Consider the following 15,995-nt stretch of genomic DNA (forward strand, 5'->3'; position numbering starts at 1 on the left):
AACAAATTAAAAGCTAAAAACTATTTTTACATTAGAAGCAGTAAGTATTTTCTGCAACTAATTTAGAAGCGATTGTTTCTCTCAATGCGATTACATTTGGCAAGTTGGTGTATTTCGTAAAACGTTTTAATCCCATTAACATCATACGTTGTTCGTCACCTTCAGCAAAAGAAGCAATACCTTCTTTTCCTTTTAAGTTTACAATATCTACAGCTTTGTACAAGTATAATTTTGCCATAGCGATTTGCTCCTGAACTTTATCTTCACCTTGATTTTTGGCTAATTTTTCAGTTCTTAAAATAGTACTTTCAGCCATGTAAATCTCAATTAAGATATCAGAAGCTGCCATTAACAGCTGTTGGTGAGCATCTAAATCAGCACCATATTTTTGAACAGCACTTCCTGCAACCATTAAGAAAACTTTTTTCAAGTTTGCAATGATTCCTTTTTCCTCAGCAAATAATTCAGAGAAATCCGGAGTATCAAAAGATGGAATTCCCATTAATTCTTCCTGAACTTTCATTGCTGGTCCTAATAAATCAACATGACCTTTCATAGCCTTTTTGATCAGCATACCAACAGAAAGCATTCTGTTAATTTCGTTTGTTCCTTCGTAAATACGAGCGATACGAGCATCTCTCCAAGCACTTTCCATTGGAGTATCTTCAGAGAATCCCATTCCACCAAAAATCTGAATACCTTCATCAGAACAAGATTGAATATCTTCAGAAACAGCTACTTTCAAGATTGAACATTCGATAGCATATTCTTCAACACCTTTTAATTCCGCTTCTTGATGCGTTGTTCCTTCTGCTTCACGCGCAGCAATTCTGTCTTCAATATCTTTTGCAGCACGGTAAGAAGCACTTTCTCCAGCGTATGCATTAGTTGCCATTTCAGCTAATTTAGAACGGATAGCTCCAAAAGATGAGATTGCAGTATTAAATTGAATTCTTTCGTTAGCATATTTTACTGCTCCGGTTGTTACTCTTCTTTGTGCATCAAGACAAGCTGCAGCCAATTTAATACGCCCAACATTCAAAGCATTCATTGCAATTTTAAAACCGTTTCCTCTTTCAGATAGCATGTTTTCAACAGGAACTTTTGTATCGTTGAAGAAAACCTGACGAGTTGAAGAAGCACGGATTCCTAATTTATGCTCTTCTTCATTCATAGAAATTCCGTTTGACGGATCGTTTTCCACGATGAAACCAGTGATGTTTTTATCATCTCCAATACGAGCAAAAACGATGAAAACGCTGCAGAAACCTGCATTCGAAATCCACATTTTTTGTCCTGTAATAGAGTAGTATTTTCCATCTTCAGATAAAACAGCTTTTGTTTTTCCTGAGTTAGCATCAGATCCTGCACCTGGCTCAGTCAAGCAATAAGCTCCAAACCATTCTCCAGAAGCCAATTTTGGAACGTATTTTTTCTTTTGCTCTTCAGTACCATAAAGTGTAATTGGCATAGTTCCAATTCCTGTGTGAGCACCAAAAGCAGTAGAAAACGAACCAGTTGCTCCAGAAATGTAATCACAAACTAACATTGTAGAAACAAAACCCATTCCTAATCCACCGTATTCTTCTGGAACCGCAACACCAAGAAGTCCTAGTTCACCAGCTTTACGCATAGATGATTCAGTATACGCATAATCTTTCTTTTCGAAACGATCTTTATGCGCCCATAATTCTTTATCAACGAACTCTTTTACAGAGTCACGCATCATTAACTGCTCTTCAGAGAAATCTTCTGGGGTAAAGATATCCTCGCACTTTGTTTCTTTAACTAAAAACTGACCACCACGGGTTACGTTTTTTTCGATTGTATCTGCCATTTTGTTTTTGTTTTTTTTTTGAAAGAAAATAGAATATAGAGTATAGAAAATAGACTTTTACTTTAGTCCGTTTTGAAAACCCATTGTCATTCTTTGGAATTCTTCTATTTTAATTTCTAATTGGTTAAATTGTATCTCGTTTATATATTTTCTATGCTTAGCAATCAGTAATTGTGTAATAAGTTCAAATGAAGAACCAAGAGAAATGTCTATAAAGTGACTAAATGATTTATCGGTTCTTGAAGATCCTTCGGCAATATTACTAGGCATCGAAACAGAACATCTGCTTATTTGAGAACTCAAATCGTATCGTTCGTGTTTTGGAAATTCTATTAATACATCTGAAATTTCATTAGCAATTGCAATTCCAATCTTCCAAATCTTCAAATTCTTATAATTATGTCTCATGTTTTTTGAGCCAAGATAAGAAACTAAGAATTTTAAAGTAAGTTTTTTATTACTTTTTAAAAATCTTTATTCTTGTCTCTTTCATCAAAAAAACATCTATTCTCTTTATTCTATATTCTATTTTCTCTTTTTAAAGAACTTCGTAAATCCCTGCAGAACCTTGTCCAGTTCCCACACACATACTCACGATTCCGTATTTACTACCTCTGCGTTTCATCTCGTCGAATAACTGAACAGAAAGTTTAGCTCCTGTACAACCTAGAGGGTGTCCTAAAGCGATAGCTCCACCGTTTACGTTTACGATATCCGGATTTAAACCTAACTCGCGAATTACAGCCAAAGACTGAGAAGCAAATGCCTCGTTTAATTCAACCAAGTCAATATCTTTCAATTCTAAACCAGCTTGTTTCAAGGCTTTCGGAATTGCTTTTACAGGACCGATACCCATGATTCTTGGCTCAACACCAGAAGAAGCAAAATTTACCAATCTTGCAATTGGCTCAAGATTTAATTCTTTAACCATATCCTCGCTCATGATCAAAACAAAAGCAGCACCATCACTCATTTGAGATGAGTTTCCTGCAGTTACGCTTCCGTCAGCGGCAAAAACTGGTCTTAAACCTGCTAAAGCAGCAACAGAAGTTCCGGCTCTTGGGCCTTCGTCTTGTTTTACAACGTATGATTTAGTTTCTTTTTTACCATTTTCGTTTATGAAAGTCTGTTCAACAGTAATCGGAACGATTTGTTTGTCGAATTTTCCTTCAGCCTGAGCTTTTAAGGCTTTCATATGAGAGTTATAAGCAAACTCATCTTGATCTTCTCTTGAAATTTTATATTGATTGGCAACCGCTTCAGCAGTTAAACCCATTCCCCAATAGTAATCTTCGTGACCTGCAGCAGCAACTTTATAATCCGGAGTTGGTTTGTAACCTCCCATCGGAATAAAACTCATACTTTCAGCTCCACCGGCAATAATACAATCTGCCATTCCTGATTGGATTTTAGCAGTTGCCATTCCGATAGTTTCTAATCCAGATGCGCAATAACGGTTTACAGTAACACCAGGAACATCTTCCACTTTTAATCCCATTAATGAGATCAAACGCCCAACGTTTAAACCTTGTTCTGCTTCCGGCATGGCATTTCCTACCATAACGTCGTCAATACGTTTTTTATCAAAATCTGGCAGTTCATCCATCATAAACTGAATAGTTTCTGCTGCTAATTCATCAGGTCTTTTAAATCTAAAAACCCCTTTTGGTGCTTTTCCTACCGCAGTACGGTAAGCTTTTACTATATATGCTGTTTTCATTTGTTTTGTTTTTTAAGATTATAGAAAATAGATCATAGAAAATAGACCGTTACTTTGTCTCAAAATCTATATTCTCTTCTCTTTATTCTATTTTTTAAGAGTATAGAAGATAGAGTATAGAAAATAGACTTTACGAAGTCTGAAATCTATATTCTATTCTCTTTGTTCTATTTTCTAATTTCTAAGTGGTTTTCCTTTAGTTAACATATATTGGATACGCTCCAGAGTTTTTCTCTCAGTACATAAACTCAAGAAAGCTTCACGTTCGATATCTAATAAATATTGTTCAGATACTAAAGTCGCTTCAGATAAATCACCACCAGCCATTACATAAGCTAGTTTGTTAGCGATTTTCTTGTCGTGCTCAGAAATGTATTTTCCAGCTTCCATTTGATCTGTTCCAACTAAGAACATTCCAAGTGCTTGTTTTCCTAATACTTTAACATCAGTTCTTCTGATTGGTTGTGTATAACCCGCTTCAGCCATTAACAAAGCATGTTTCTTAGCTTCTGCAATCTGACGATCTTTGTTTACTACGATAACATCTTTTCCATGTTGAAGAAGTCCAGTATCAAAAGCTTCATAACCAGAAGTTGAAACTTTAGCCATAGCAATAGTTAAGAAATACTCTTGAAGAACGTTCAATTCCACATCGTTTTTGCGGAATAAATCTGAAGCTCTCAAAGCCATTTCTTTAGATCCACCACCACCAGGAAGAACACCAACACCAAATTCAACTAATCCCATATAAGTTTCAGCAGCAGCAACTACTTTATCAGCGTGTAAGCTCATTTCGCATCCACCGCCAAAAGTCATTCCGTGAGGTGCTACAACAACTGGAATTCCTGAGTAACGAACGCGCATCATAGTGTCCTGGAACATTTTGATTGCCATGTTCAATTCGTCATATTCCTGTTCAACAGCCATCATGAAAATCATTCCAATATTAGCTCCAACAGAGAAATTCGCTGCTTGATTACCAATAACTAAACCTTGATATTCTTTTTCAGATAAGTCGATTGCTTTATTGATCGCTTGTAGAACGTCACCACCAATTGTATTCATTTTAGATTGGAATTCTAAGTTCAAAATTCCGTCTCCTAAATCTTGGATGATTGCACCGCTATTGCTCCAAACTTTTTTGCTTTCGCGAATGTTGTTCAGGATAATAAATGAATCTTGTCCTGGAACTTTAGTTTGTGACTTTGTTGGAATGTTGTAGAAATAAGTTGCTCCTTCTTTTACAGAATAGAAACTTTTGCTTCCAGAAGCAATCATTTCGTTAACCCAAGCAGCAGGCTCTAAACCTTCCGCTTTCATGATTTCAATTCCGTTTTCGACACCAATTGCATCCCAAATTTCGAAAGGACCATTTTCCCATCCAAAACCGGCTTTCATTGCATCATCAATTTTATATAATTCGTCTGAGATTTCAGGAATTCTGTTTGACACATAAGCAAACATTCCAGCGAAACTCTTACGGTAAAATTCTCCAGCTTTGTCTTTTCCTTTCACTAAAACTTTAAAACGATTGATAGGTTTATCGATAGTTTTTGTAAGTTCAAGTGTAGCAAAATTTGCTTTTTTAGCAGCACGATATTCTAGAGTATCTAAATCAAGAGTAAGAATATCTTTGTCTACTTTTTTGTAGAAACCTTGTCCGGTTTTACTTCCTAACCAATTATTTTCCATCATTTTTGTGATGAAATCAGGAAGTTTAAATAATTCGTGTTGTTCGTCAGTTGGGCAGTTTTCGTAAATACCGTTGGCAACATGTACCAAAGTATCTAAACCAACAACGTCAACAGTACGGAAAGTTGCTGATTTTGGACGACCGATAACCGGACCAGTCAATTTATCAACTTCCTCGATAGTTAATCCCATTTCTTTTACCAAGTGGAATAAACTTTGGATTCCGTAAATACCAATTCTGTTTCCAATAAACGCCGGAGTATCTTTAGCAACAACAGATGTTTTTCCTAAAAATTTAGATCCGTATTCGTTTAAGAAATCCAATACTTCAGTTGAAGTTTTTGGACCAGGAATGATTTCAAATAATTTTAAGTAACGCGCAGGGTTAAAAAAGTGAGTCCCACAGAAGTGTTGTTGAAAATCTTCGCTTCTTCCTTCACTCATAAAATGAATTGGAATACCAGAAGTATTAGAAGTAACCAAAGTTCCCGGTTTACGGAATTTCTCGATTTGTTCAAAAACTAATTTCTTAATGTCTAAACGTTCTACTACAACCTCAATAATCCAGTCAACATTGGCAATTTTAGCCATATCATCAGTCGTATTTCCAGTTGTGATTCGGTTTGCGAATTTTTGACTATAAATAGGAGAAGGTTTCGATTTTAATGAATTCGCCAAATGTTCGTTTACCACACGGTTGCGAACGGCTTTACTTTCAAGTGTTAATCCTTTTTTAGCTTCAGCTTCTGTCAATTCGCGCGGTACAATGTCAAGAAGTAAAACTTCAACACCAATATTTGCAAAATGACAAGCTATTCCTGAACCCATAATTCCGGATCCAATTACAGCAACTTTTTTAATTGTGCGTTTCATATTTGTAAAATTTGTTTTTTTGGGTAGAATTTGAATTTTCTCTTTACAAAAGGCTATTCATTTTCTGTGTTTTCTGTTTGATTAAATATGTTTTTGTCCTGAATTAATTCGTTTATAATTTCAGAAACTTCGATAAAATGTTTCAGTTTTTCGTCTGAAACATGTTTTCTAACGGTTTCATTAAATTTCAGAACTGTATTTTTAGATAACTCTCTTTTTTCTTTTCCAAATTCAGTCAGGTAAATTAAAACACCGCGGCCGTCACTGGGGTTTTTTTTGCGAACAATCAAACCTTTGTCTTCCATCGATTTTAATGTTCGGGTTAAACTCGTTGCTTCCATTCCCATTCTTGGGCCCAAAGCAGTCGATGGAGTCCCGTCTTCTTTGTCAATACTCAAAAGTGCAAATCCGGTGGCCATTGTGGCGTCGTACTTTGCAGCTTCCTCGTTATACATTCTTGATACGGCCTGCCACGTAGCTCTCAAAATATAATCTATTGTTTTCTCTTTCATAGGTAACTATATCGATTTCAAATATAATCAAAAAATACTATGCACGCATATAATTATTTGATAATTTTTTGGTTAGTAAAAAAATGTCTCTGATTTAGAGTGGTTTATGGTTTAATTTTAACTGAAATATACTATTCTTTTTTTAGATTTTAACAAATTTAATGCTGTAAAAATTGTTTTATTGTTTTAAAATGAAGTTTAATTCTATAATTTGTAAAAAATTATGATTTTAATTCAGAACTATCTTCAGTTTCATATCTCGATAATGCCTTTTCTAGTATCTTTTTCATTCGTTTTCGTAGGTTTTCGGGCCGCAGAACTTCAATTCCATCTCCAAAACCAAGTAAAATACGTTCCATTTCATAATTTGAAGTAATAAACAAATGAATAATAATACTTTTATCTTCATTTTCTTTGATTAAACGTTGGGATTGATGCAAAGGTTTTGTCAAGACATAAGGCGCATTTATGGCATCAATCCAAAGTTCGATTCTGCTGGGTCTTGAACCCGTATTTACAGTTACGCCAATTACATTTTTGTAAAACAAATCGGCATCAAAATCTTCTTCTATATAAGGAAGGTTAAAATCATAATCGATTCCTGTGATTCTGTCGAGCGCCAAATTGGTAATCGGCTGCGAACTTTTTTTCTTCCCAACCAAAAACCATCGATTATTGAATTCTTTTAAAATAAAAGGATGAAAATGAAACTTGTTTTCTTCTTTTGATTTAAATGATTTGTAAGTAATTACAAGTACAACTTTTTTGATAATCGCCTGATAAATTTCATCTAAATAATGAAGCCCTTTCAGTTTCTCATTTTTATCCAGATAAATTACGGGTTTGGTATGCGACTTTTCAGAGTAGATTTTATCCTCCAAACGTTGCAAAATATCCGATACATCATTAAACAAAGAAAAATCCTTAAACTGTTTCAGCATCGAAACCGTTTCTGTCAAAACATTCATATCCGTTTCCGTTAGTGGAATATCGGTTATCGAAAATTCTTCGTCTTCATACTTATAATACTTTTTATCGTAAACAACAATTGGCGCATTGTAACCCAGCTTTTCGCTCCGCATCAGCTGAATATCCATTTGAATCGTCCGTTTGCTAATAGGGTTTTCGCGGCCTTCATATTCAAACAAAGCTTCAGAACAGCATTCGATTAAATCTTCCAGAGTCCATTGCCGGTATTTATTTTGCAGACATTTGTCGATCGTTTTATACCGAATTAAGGCATTTTTGTTTTGTGACATATTGTGTTGTTTTGCTCTCGAAGGCGTGAAGTTTTCTTTCTCGCAGATTGTGCAGATCAAGCAGATTTTTTTTAATCTTTTAATCTGTGGCTTTAAAAACAAAAACTTTGCGACTTCGCGTCTTTGCGAGAGATTTATGCTTTAGTTAAAATAAAAATACATTTTTTATTTTACTGCGCAAAATAATTGCGTAGTAAGTATAAACATTTGTACTATCAAAAAATAGAAACAATGAACACACAAATAAACGGTACAGATATACTTGAATTAGGATTTCCAGAGGGGAAAATAATTGGTATTGCCTTAAAAATAAATAGCAAACGAAACGGATTTACAAGAGATGAAATGATTGCAAATTTTAATAACGTTTTAAATACTCCGGAAAAATATATTGACGATAAAATTTTTAGCAAATTGGCCATTGCCTTAATCGAAAAAGCAAATGAAAAACCAGAAGATTTTATCGCTTTAAACCAAAACCCCAATGCATATTCTGCTTACGGATTAGAACATATCGAAGACGGAGCCAGAAAACAAATGGAAGTTGCCATGAAATTGCCTGTTACCGTTGCCGGCGCTTTAATGCCAGATGCGCATCAAGGTTATGGATTGCCAATTGGCGGTGTTTTAGCTACTAAAAATGCTATTATTCCGTATGGAGTTGGAGTTGATATTGGGTGCAGAATGGCTTTGTCAGTTTATGATATTGGCGAAGATTTTTACTTTGAAAACGAAGCTAAGTTCAAAAGAGAATTAATTGCGAATTCGATTTTTGGAGCAGGTCACGGATTTCACGGACAATACAAATTAGATCATGCGGTTTTAGAAAACGATGCTTTTAATATGACTCCGTTTGTGAAGAATTTAAAAGATAAAGCCTGGTCGCAATTGGGATCTTCAGGTGGTGGGAATCACTTTGTCGAATTTGGAATCATGGAATTTGCGAAAGACGATGTGGTTTTGAATATTCCAAAAGGAAAATATGTCGCTTTGTTAACGCATTCAGGTTCGCGTGGAATGGGTGCCACAATTGCCGGACATTATACTAAAATGGCAAAAGACGTTTGTAAACTTCCGGAAGTGGCTAAAAACTTAGCGTATCTGGATATGAACTCACAATTGGGACAAGAATATTGGATGGCGATGAATCTTGCGGGAGATTACGCTTCGGCTTGTCATGAGATTATCCATAACAAAATGGAACGCGCTCTGGGAGCAACGATTTTAGCCAAAGTCGAAAATCACCATAATTTTGCGTGGAAAGAAATCTGGAACGGTGAAGAAGTGATCGTACATAGAAAAGGAGCAACTCCAGCTGGTAAAGGCGTTATGGGAATCATTCCCGGAAGCATGACTGCACCAGGATTTTTGGTGAGAGGAAAAGGCGAGGAGAACGCCATAAATTCGGCTTCGCATGGAGCAGGAAGACAAATGAGTAGAACGAAAGCCATAAAAAACATTACTAAAACGGAGATGCAATCGATTTTACAACATCACGGCGTAACACTTATTGGCGCAGGTTTGGACGAAGCGCCAATGGCTTACAAAGATATCAATCAAGTCATGGAAGCACAGCAAGATTTAGTTGATGTTGTAGCGAAGTTTACCCCTAAATTGGTTAGAATGGCGGATGACGGAAGCCGTGAGGATTGATTTTTAGTGTTCAGTCGCAGTTTTCAGTGTAGAGACGTTTTTTTTTTGATCAGTCACGGTCTCAGTTTTCAGTGTAGAGACGCACTGCAGTGCGTCTAACGTTTTGTGGTAATTTTAACCGCAAAGAGCGCAAAGAATTACGCGAAGGTCGCAAAGAGTTTTTCTGCGCAAAGTTTGTCATTTCGGCCGAAGGGAGAAATCAAACGCGGGACTCGACAAAGATTGGCGACATTCTGATTGCGTCCCGAGGCTTCGGGATAGTGTGATTTCTCCCTTCGGTCGAAATGACAAATATTACACTAAAAAAAAAATAATTTAAGGCAACAGAGAGAGAAAAACCTTAGCCCCTTAGCCTCTCAGAACCTTAGCAACTTAAAATAATAATTAAAGACTCAAAGAGAAGAAACCTTTGTCCCTCTGTCCCTTTGAGCTTTTGTAACTTTAAAAAAAAAATGACATATATAGATATCGGAATTAATTTAACAAACAAACAATTCCAAAACGACATAGACGATGTCGTACAAGATGCGATCGATGCCGATGTATCGCAAATGATACTCACCGGAACAAGCGTAAAAAATAGCGAGGCTTCTGCCCAAATGGCAAAAGAATATCCCAGAATATTATATGCAACGGCGGGAATTCACCCGCATGATGCGAAGAGTTTTGATGCGCAGAGCATTATGAAACTTCGAAATTTATTAAAACAGAAACACGTAGTTTCAGTAGGTGAGTGCGGACTCGATTTTGATCGTGACTTTTCGCCCAGAAATGTACAGGAAACCTGTTACAAAGCCCAATTAGAATTGGCGATCGAAGTTCAAAAGCCTTTGTTTTTGCACGAAAGAGCCGCTTTTACAAGGTTTATGAGCATTACCAAAGACTATTTACCGCAATTACCAAAAGCCGTTGTGCATTGTTTTACGGGAACTTTGCAAGAAGCCAAAACCTATCTCGATAACGGATTTTATCTGGGTTTTACGGGAGCAATTTCAGATACCAAACGTTTCAGTCATTTAAAAGAAGTCATTCAGTATGTGCCGCTTGACCGAATGATGATCGAAACCGATGCACCATTCATGCTGCCGAAAAACGTACCCAATAATCTCCTGAAAAAATACCACGAACGCCGTTGCGAACCTGCTTTTCTGCCTTTTGTTGCAGCAACTGTAGCGCAGTTTAAAGGAGTTTCGGGGATTGTGGTTGCTGAAGAAACGACCAGGAATGCTAAAGACTTTTTTGGAATTTAGAATTGGAATTTAATTTATTTCTAACCGCAAATTTGCAAATTTATCATGTGAGTTTGTGGTTTTTTATTTGTTAATTTGAAGTCATAATACAACTCATATACATACCGAAAAACTAATTAATTTTTAGCAGTTTAACCCAAAATAAGATTGATTAATGACTTATAAATCAATATGCTTTCAAAGTAAAAAAATAATTCTTCTTGCCTTTATTCTCTTAGCATTTTCATGCAAAAAAGAAGTAAAAGCTGTACATAAAAAAAGTAGTAAAGACACGGTTTCGGCTGTAGAACCAGAAGAAGAAAAAGTAATTCCGACCGAAATAGAAGGCAATTTTTTAAAAAGGCTTTTAAATGAAGAAATTGGCGAACAAAAATATAAGGAAATGCAAATATCTGAATCTCCTTATTACGTTTCGTTTGCAAATGATGACGATCCTTATACCGTTTCATTTTCAATTTTTGAAAAAGCTGATTTTAATAATGACGGAATCATTGATTATGTAATTAACAGATCATCTGAAGGAATGTTAGGAGGAAATGCAAACACAAATCAAGATTTTATTTTCTATATTATGAAAGATGAAATTAAGGAAAAAGAATCTCATAGTATTCTGGGATATGCTCCTTTTTCATACAATATAATTGACGAAGCAAATTTTGTTGGTAATAAATTTAAAATTAAGGTTACACAAAATTTCAGAACGTATTCAAGTTCGGTAGAAAATTTAAAATCGACTTCATTATCATTTATATACAAGAATGGTAATCTATACGAAGAATCATATTTGTCAAAATGTAAATTGGCAAAATTGAAATCTAAAACTATTTTTAATGATATTCCTGGAGTAGAAAAACGTACCAGAAGTATCGAAATGCATAATTATACCGAAACTATCGAAGAAATATATAAAAAGAATGATACTCTAATTAATGCAAGTGTAGGTGGCTGTGATAATTTAATATTAGAGTTTAATACGTTTTATAAAGTAGAACCGGATAAAATAAATGATACTGAATTTAAAAAGGAAGCTGCTTTACAATTATTAGAATTTTTAGCTAAGAATACTCAGTTTTCAAAAGAAATTAATGTTGCAATAAGCTATTATCAGAACAATCCTTTAGACAACGAATATATCGAAAAGATAAAAGGATACGGATTTAGAGTTTTAATTGATAAAGATGACGACCGCAAAGGGCAATTGAGGTTTTTAGTTCAAATTGATAAAATAGATAATCCATATCAAAAAGAGAATTGGGAAATAACGACACGTAATAAAACTGCTCCGCCTGATAATGAAGATTACTAAATAGCGATGTTTCCTAACAGGTTTCAAAAACCTGTTAGGTATTATTAGAGATTTTATTTGTTGGCTTTTAAATCAGGTGTTTTTACTGGGTTTAAAGGCTTTTTGTTTATATATATTTGAAGACAAGACATAAAATGATATTCGGCTAGATACATTTTATTGAATTTCAATGATTTATTTAAAAGATTGATTACGGAAAACCGTAAAAACATGTAGTAAAAATCTTTATATATTTACATAAATAGTAACATAATCAATTGGAGATGGCAACTAAGATTAAAGAAATAGATTGGTTACAGCTTATAAAAGTTGACAGAGACACTTTTTTGAATTGGTTTATTCTACATGAAGAGGAAGTAATCTCAGATGAAGTTAAAATTAAATTTTATAGTTTAAAATGTGAAAATAATGAGCAGAATATTGAAGGTTTTATAAATTACTTGCGTTGTGAAGTTGAACAATATGTATTTGATAAAAAAGAAATAAAGGAACTTATTGAGGATGGATATATTCCTCTTGATAAAGCATTAAGTTATTTTGGAGATATTGATCCATTAACAGATGGCAGATATGGTGAACTAATTTTATATCTATTCGTTGAATCTGTATTGCAAGCGCCCATGATTGTTCATAAAATTTCTCAAACATATAATAATAATGATCAAGTAAAAGGAGGAGACGGAATTTTTATTGGGAATATTAATGATAAAGCAACTCTTTTAATTGGTGAGTCTAAAATGAGAAATAGTTTTAATGCGTGTGTAGGAGATGTAATAGAATCTTTAGAAAGATTTATAAGCAACTCTGAAACAGTAGAGAGAGAATTGGATGTAGCAAAAAAACACCTAAGCAGGGATTTAAATAATTTAGACCAAGGTGATTTGGATCTAATTTATCAAAGTTTAAGAGTTAAACAAAAAGAATTTGAGGAATACAGTATATGCTATCCCGCTTTTTTAATGTATAAGGAGAAAAAAATTGGTAAAATAATCGAAGAAGATTTGACAGAAATAGAAAATGAAATTTTAAAATTAATTAAATCAGTTAAAACTAAAAGAACAAATTATATTAAAAAATCATTGGCAAATGTTTCAGATATTACACTTGAATTTTTTATGATGCCGGTTAGAGATGTTAGTTCTTTTAGAGAAATGTGTTATCAGATTTTCCATAATGGAAGAAAATACGAACGGAAAGGATGACGAATTTAACGATTAAATCAGCAAAAGAACATCCTGTTTTTAAAGGTGTTTTAAATTCTTTAATAACAAATAGATTTTATTCTGAATTAGAAGTAGAATTACCGAAAAACGAGATTGATGAAAATAGTTTAGACAAGGCGATATGGCTAGCTACCATTATTTCTACAAGTACTGAAGAAAATGATAAGTATTTAAGTTCAGTATTTGGAATTGCTCTCTTTTTAGAATATGATTCGAAAGAATATAGGAAAGTCGCTTATATCATTTTATCTAGATCAGGAAATTTGATTGCTGCTAAGTTTTTTAAAGAACTTGTAACAATAAATTCAATGTCTGGAAATTTATTTTTTGATGTTAGTTTTGGTACGGTAATGGACTTTGAATTGGGATCTAAAATTGCTTTAAATGAAATTGATAGTGGAAGTAAAAAAATAATTGGATCAGATTACCAAAAATTTTTATGGAACATATTGACAAGGAGCAATGAAAATGTTGCTATATCTGCTCCAACTTCTGCGGGAAAATCATTTATAATTCAAAATTTTGTTAGATATTCTTTTTTAAACAGAGAATCATTTTTTGTCATTTATATTGTTCCAACTAGAGCTTTAATTTCAGAAGTTTCAGAAGATTTTAGAAGAATATTAGATTCTGATGTAAACATAAATACTGCATTTATAGAAAAAGAAGGTCTTGATGTAGAAGACCAATTCTCAAATAAAGAGATATTTATATTGACACCAGAACGGACATTAAAATTAATACAGTATTCTTATAAAAATGATTTTTCTCCTGATTTGATCTTTATAGATGAAGTTCAAAATATTGAAGACGAAGGTAATAGGGGTTTTGTTTTTGAGCATTTAATCAATGAAATGGAAGCTCTATGGAAAAAATCCAGAAAAATAACGGCAGGGCCGTTTTTGAATAATCCGGACTCATTATTAAAACAAATGTTTAAAGAGTTCAGCGAAAATTTAAAAACAATATTCTCTCCAGTATTTCAATTAAAAATTAGTTTAAAACCATTAAAGGATAATAAGGTAGTTCTTGCTAGTATTTTTTTTCTTGAAGAATTAATAAACAAAATTGAGGTTCCAATTGATTTTGATTATGGAAAACAAATAAAGGATAATAAATTAAAAACGACAGTAAATGTTTTATTGAAATTTGGAAAGAAAAGCAAAAATTTAATTTATTTACCAAAAGCAAATTATGTAGAGCAATTTTCAAATTATTTAACAGTAGCTAAAAGTAATGAAAAACCTCAATTAAGCGAAGAAATAAATGAATTGATTGATTTAATAAAAGAAGAAATTCATCATCAATACAATTTAGTAGATATATTAAAAATTAAATCTGCTTTTCATCATGGCAAATTGCCTGAGATTATAAGAGGTGAATTAGAGTATCTTTTTTCAAATGGATATCTTGATAATATTATTTGTACTTCTACATTGGTAGAAGGAGTTAATTTACCTGCTGAAAAAATTTTTATTCCATACCCAAAAAAAGATAACAAGAAACTAAGCCCATTTGAATTTGGAAATATCGTTGGGCGGGCTGGTAGGATTAGAGATGCGCTTACTGGAACGATAATTTGCTTAGAAAAAGAAGAAGAAGAATGGGCTGAGGATTTTTTTGAAAATGAGCCTGATAAAGAAATTATTCCCGCTATTAATAAAATTTTAAGCCATCCAATTGACGAATTAATTTCGGCTTTAAACCAACCTCTGGATATTGGGAATAAGAAATTAGAGTTTGGAGTTACTTTCCTAAAACTGAAGTACCTTAAAGGGGAAGAAAAACTTGTTGAGTACCTAAAGGATAAAAATACAGATGAGAATTTAATTGAACTAATAGTAAGTAATCTTTCTGAAAAATTAGAATATATTAAGTTGCCCAGTGACGTATTACGACTCAATCCTAGTATAGATCCTGAACTTCAAAATCAGTTATACTTAAGAATTAAGGAAGAAGGTGTAAAAGATTGGGTTCTTCATATGCATAAATATATAAATGCGAAATGGGATAGGGAGACATTATCAAAAAAAGTTCACCAAGAAAGTAATTTCTTTGGCCAATTAAATAATATATTATACAAGTTGGATGAAATATTTGATTTTCATAAGGAAGCTTATTTTAAACATGATATCTCCAGAACAGTTCCACAAATGGTATTTTATGCTACTTTATGGTTAGATAATGTAAGTTTTAAAGAATTGATAATTAAAGAGATAGATTTTAATTCTGATGTCAGAAAAATTATCGATAGAAATAATAAAAGAGATGTAAATAAGACAATAAATGAAGTAATAAAAATTTATTCATCGATAATAGGTTATGTTTTAGTAAAATATACAAAGTTACTGGCGGATATTTTAGAATATGTACTTACAGAAGAAGAATTAGAGTTATATAAGCTTAGCCTTTCTTTACCTACAATGTTAGAATTAGGAACTAGAGATAATTTAGTTTTATTTTTGATTTCTAAAGGAATTTCAAGATCAATTGCAATTAAGATTTATAAACTTATACCCGAAGAGCATGCTGAAAAGCCAATAGAATGGTTGTCAACTCAGAAAGAATTGAAGATTCAAAAAATCTATAATGATTATCTAAAGAGAAAAGGTTTTTTGCTTCAAGATGAAGAATAGCTTATTTTCAAAATACAGATATATTTAATAACAA

Annotated in this window: 11 protein-coding genes; 5 read left to right on the plus strand and 6 right to left on the minus strand. The window is 33.3% G+C overall.

The window, feature by feature from the left end:
• Positions 1 to 31 precede the first annotated feature (31 nt).
• From ACHRVZ_RS16205 to ACHRVZ_RS16230, 6 genes are all read right to left on the minus strand, one after another.
• Positions 32 to 1,837, minus strand: coding sequence for an acyl-CoA dehydrogenase family protein (locus ACHRVZ_RS16205; RefSeq protein WP_395423832.1), 1,806 nt, complete (start codon positions 1,835 to 1,837; stop codon positions 32 to 34).
• Positions 1,838 to 1,894: 57 nt separating this feature from the next.
• Positions 1,895 to 2,245 (minus strand): four helix bundle protein, encoded by a 351-nt coding sequence (locus ACHRVZ_RS16210; protein WP_395423835.1) that lies wholly within the window; start codon positions 2,243 to 2,245, stop codon positions 1,895 to 1,897.
• 130 nt (positions 2,246 to 2,375) lie between these two features.
• Positions 2,376 to 3,557 carry an acetyl-CoA C-acyltransferase gene (locus tag ACHRVZ_RS16215; RefSeq protein WP_026984655.1) on the minus strand — a complete coding sequence of 394 codons (1,182 nt, stop codon included), beginning with the start codon at positions 3,555 to 3,557 and terminating at the stop codon, positions 2,376 to 2,378.
• A 174-nt stretch (positions 3,558 to 3,731) separates the two neighbouring features.
• Positions 3,732 to 6,122 (minus strand): 3-hydroxyacyl-CoA dehydrogenase NAD-binding domain-containing protein, encoded by a 2,391-nt coding sequence (locus tag ACHRVZ_RS16220; RefSeq protein WP_395423836.1) that lies wholly within the window; start codon positions 6,120 to 6,122, stop codon positions 3,732 to 3,734.
• 53 nt (positions 6,123 to 6,175) lie between these two features.
• A complete protein-coding gene (locus ACHRVZ_RS16225) occupies positions 6,176 to 6,634 on the minus strand; it encodes a MarR family winged helix-turn-helix transcriptional regulator (RefSeq protein WP_395423839.1) in 459 nt (152 codons plus the stop codon).
• A gap of 221 nt (positions 6,635 to 6,855) precedes the next feature.
• Positions 6,856 to 7,893 carry a helix-turn-helix transcriptional regulator gene (locus ACHRVZ_RS16230; RefSeq protein WP_395423842.1) on the minus strand — a complete coding sequence of 346 codons (1,038 nt, stop codon included), beginning with the start codon at positions 7,891 to 7,893 and terminating at the stop codon, positions 6,856 to 6,858.
• Positions 7,894 to 8,124: 231 nt separating this feature from the next.
• On the opposite strand from ACHRVZ_RS16230, the gene ACHRVZ_RS16235 reads away from it, so the two are divergent.
• The 5 genes from ACHRVZ_RS16235 to ACHRVZ_RS16255 all read left to right on the plus strand — a co-directional run bounded on the left by ACHRVZ_RS16235 (position 8,125) and on the right by ACHRVZ_RS16255 (position 15,961).
• Positions 8,125 to 9,546: an RtcB family protein gene (locus tag ACHRVZ_RS16235; protein WP_395423844.1), complete on the plus strand. Its 1,422-nt coding sequence runs from the start codon at positions 8,125 to 8,127 to the stop codon at positions 9,544 to 9,546.
• 452 nt (positions 9,547 to 9,998) lie between these two features.
• Positions 9,999 to 10,796: a TatD family hydrolase gene (locus tag ACHRVZ_RS16240; protein ID WP_395423845.1), complete on the plus strand. Its 798-nt coding sequence runs from the start codon at positions 9,999 to 10,001 to the stop codon at positions 10,794 to 10,796.
• Positions 10,797 to 10,950: 154 nt separating this feature from the next.
• Positions 10,951 to 12,102, plus strand: a complete 1,152-nt coding sequence (locus ACHRVZ_RS16245) for a hypothetical protein (protein ID WP_395423848.1) — start codon at positions 10,951 to 10,953, stop codon at positions 12,100 to 12,102.
• Positions 12,103 to 12,365: 263 nt separating this feature from the next.
• Positions 12,366 to 13,304 (plus strand): DUF1837 domain-containing protein, encoded by a 939-nt coding sequence (locus tag ACHRVZ_RS16250; RefSeq protein WP_395423850.1) that lies wholly within the window; start codon positions 12,366 to 12,368, stop codon positions 13,302 to 13,304.
• Positions 13,301 to 15,961, plus strand: a complete 2,661-nt coding sequence (locus ACHRVZ_RS16255; protein WP_395423852.1) for a DEAD/DEAH box helicase — start codon at positions 13,301 to 13,303, stop codon at positions 15,959 to 15,961. The genes ACHRVZ_RS16250 and ACHRVZ_RS16255 overlap by 4 nt, the downstream gene beginning before the upstream one ends.
• Positions 15,962 to 15,995 lie beyond the last annotated feature (34 nt).

It is taken from the genome of Flavobacterium sp. FlaQc-57, assembly GCF_044007395.1.
Lineage (GTDB): Bacteria > Bacteroidota > Bacteroidia > Flavobacteriales > Flavobacteriaceae > Flavobacterium.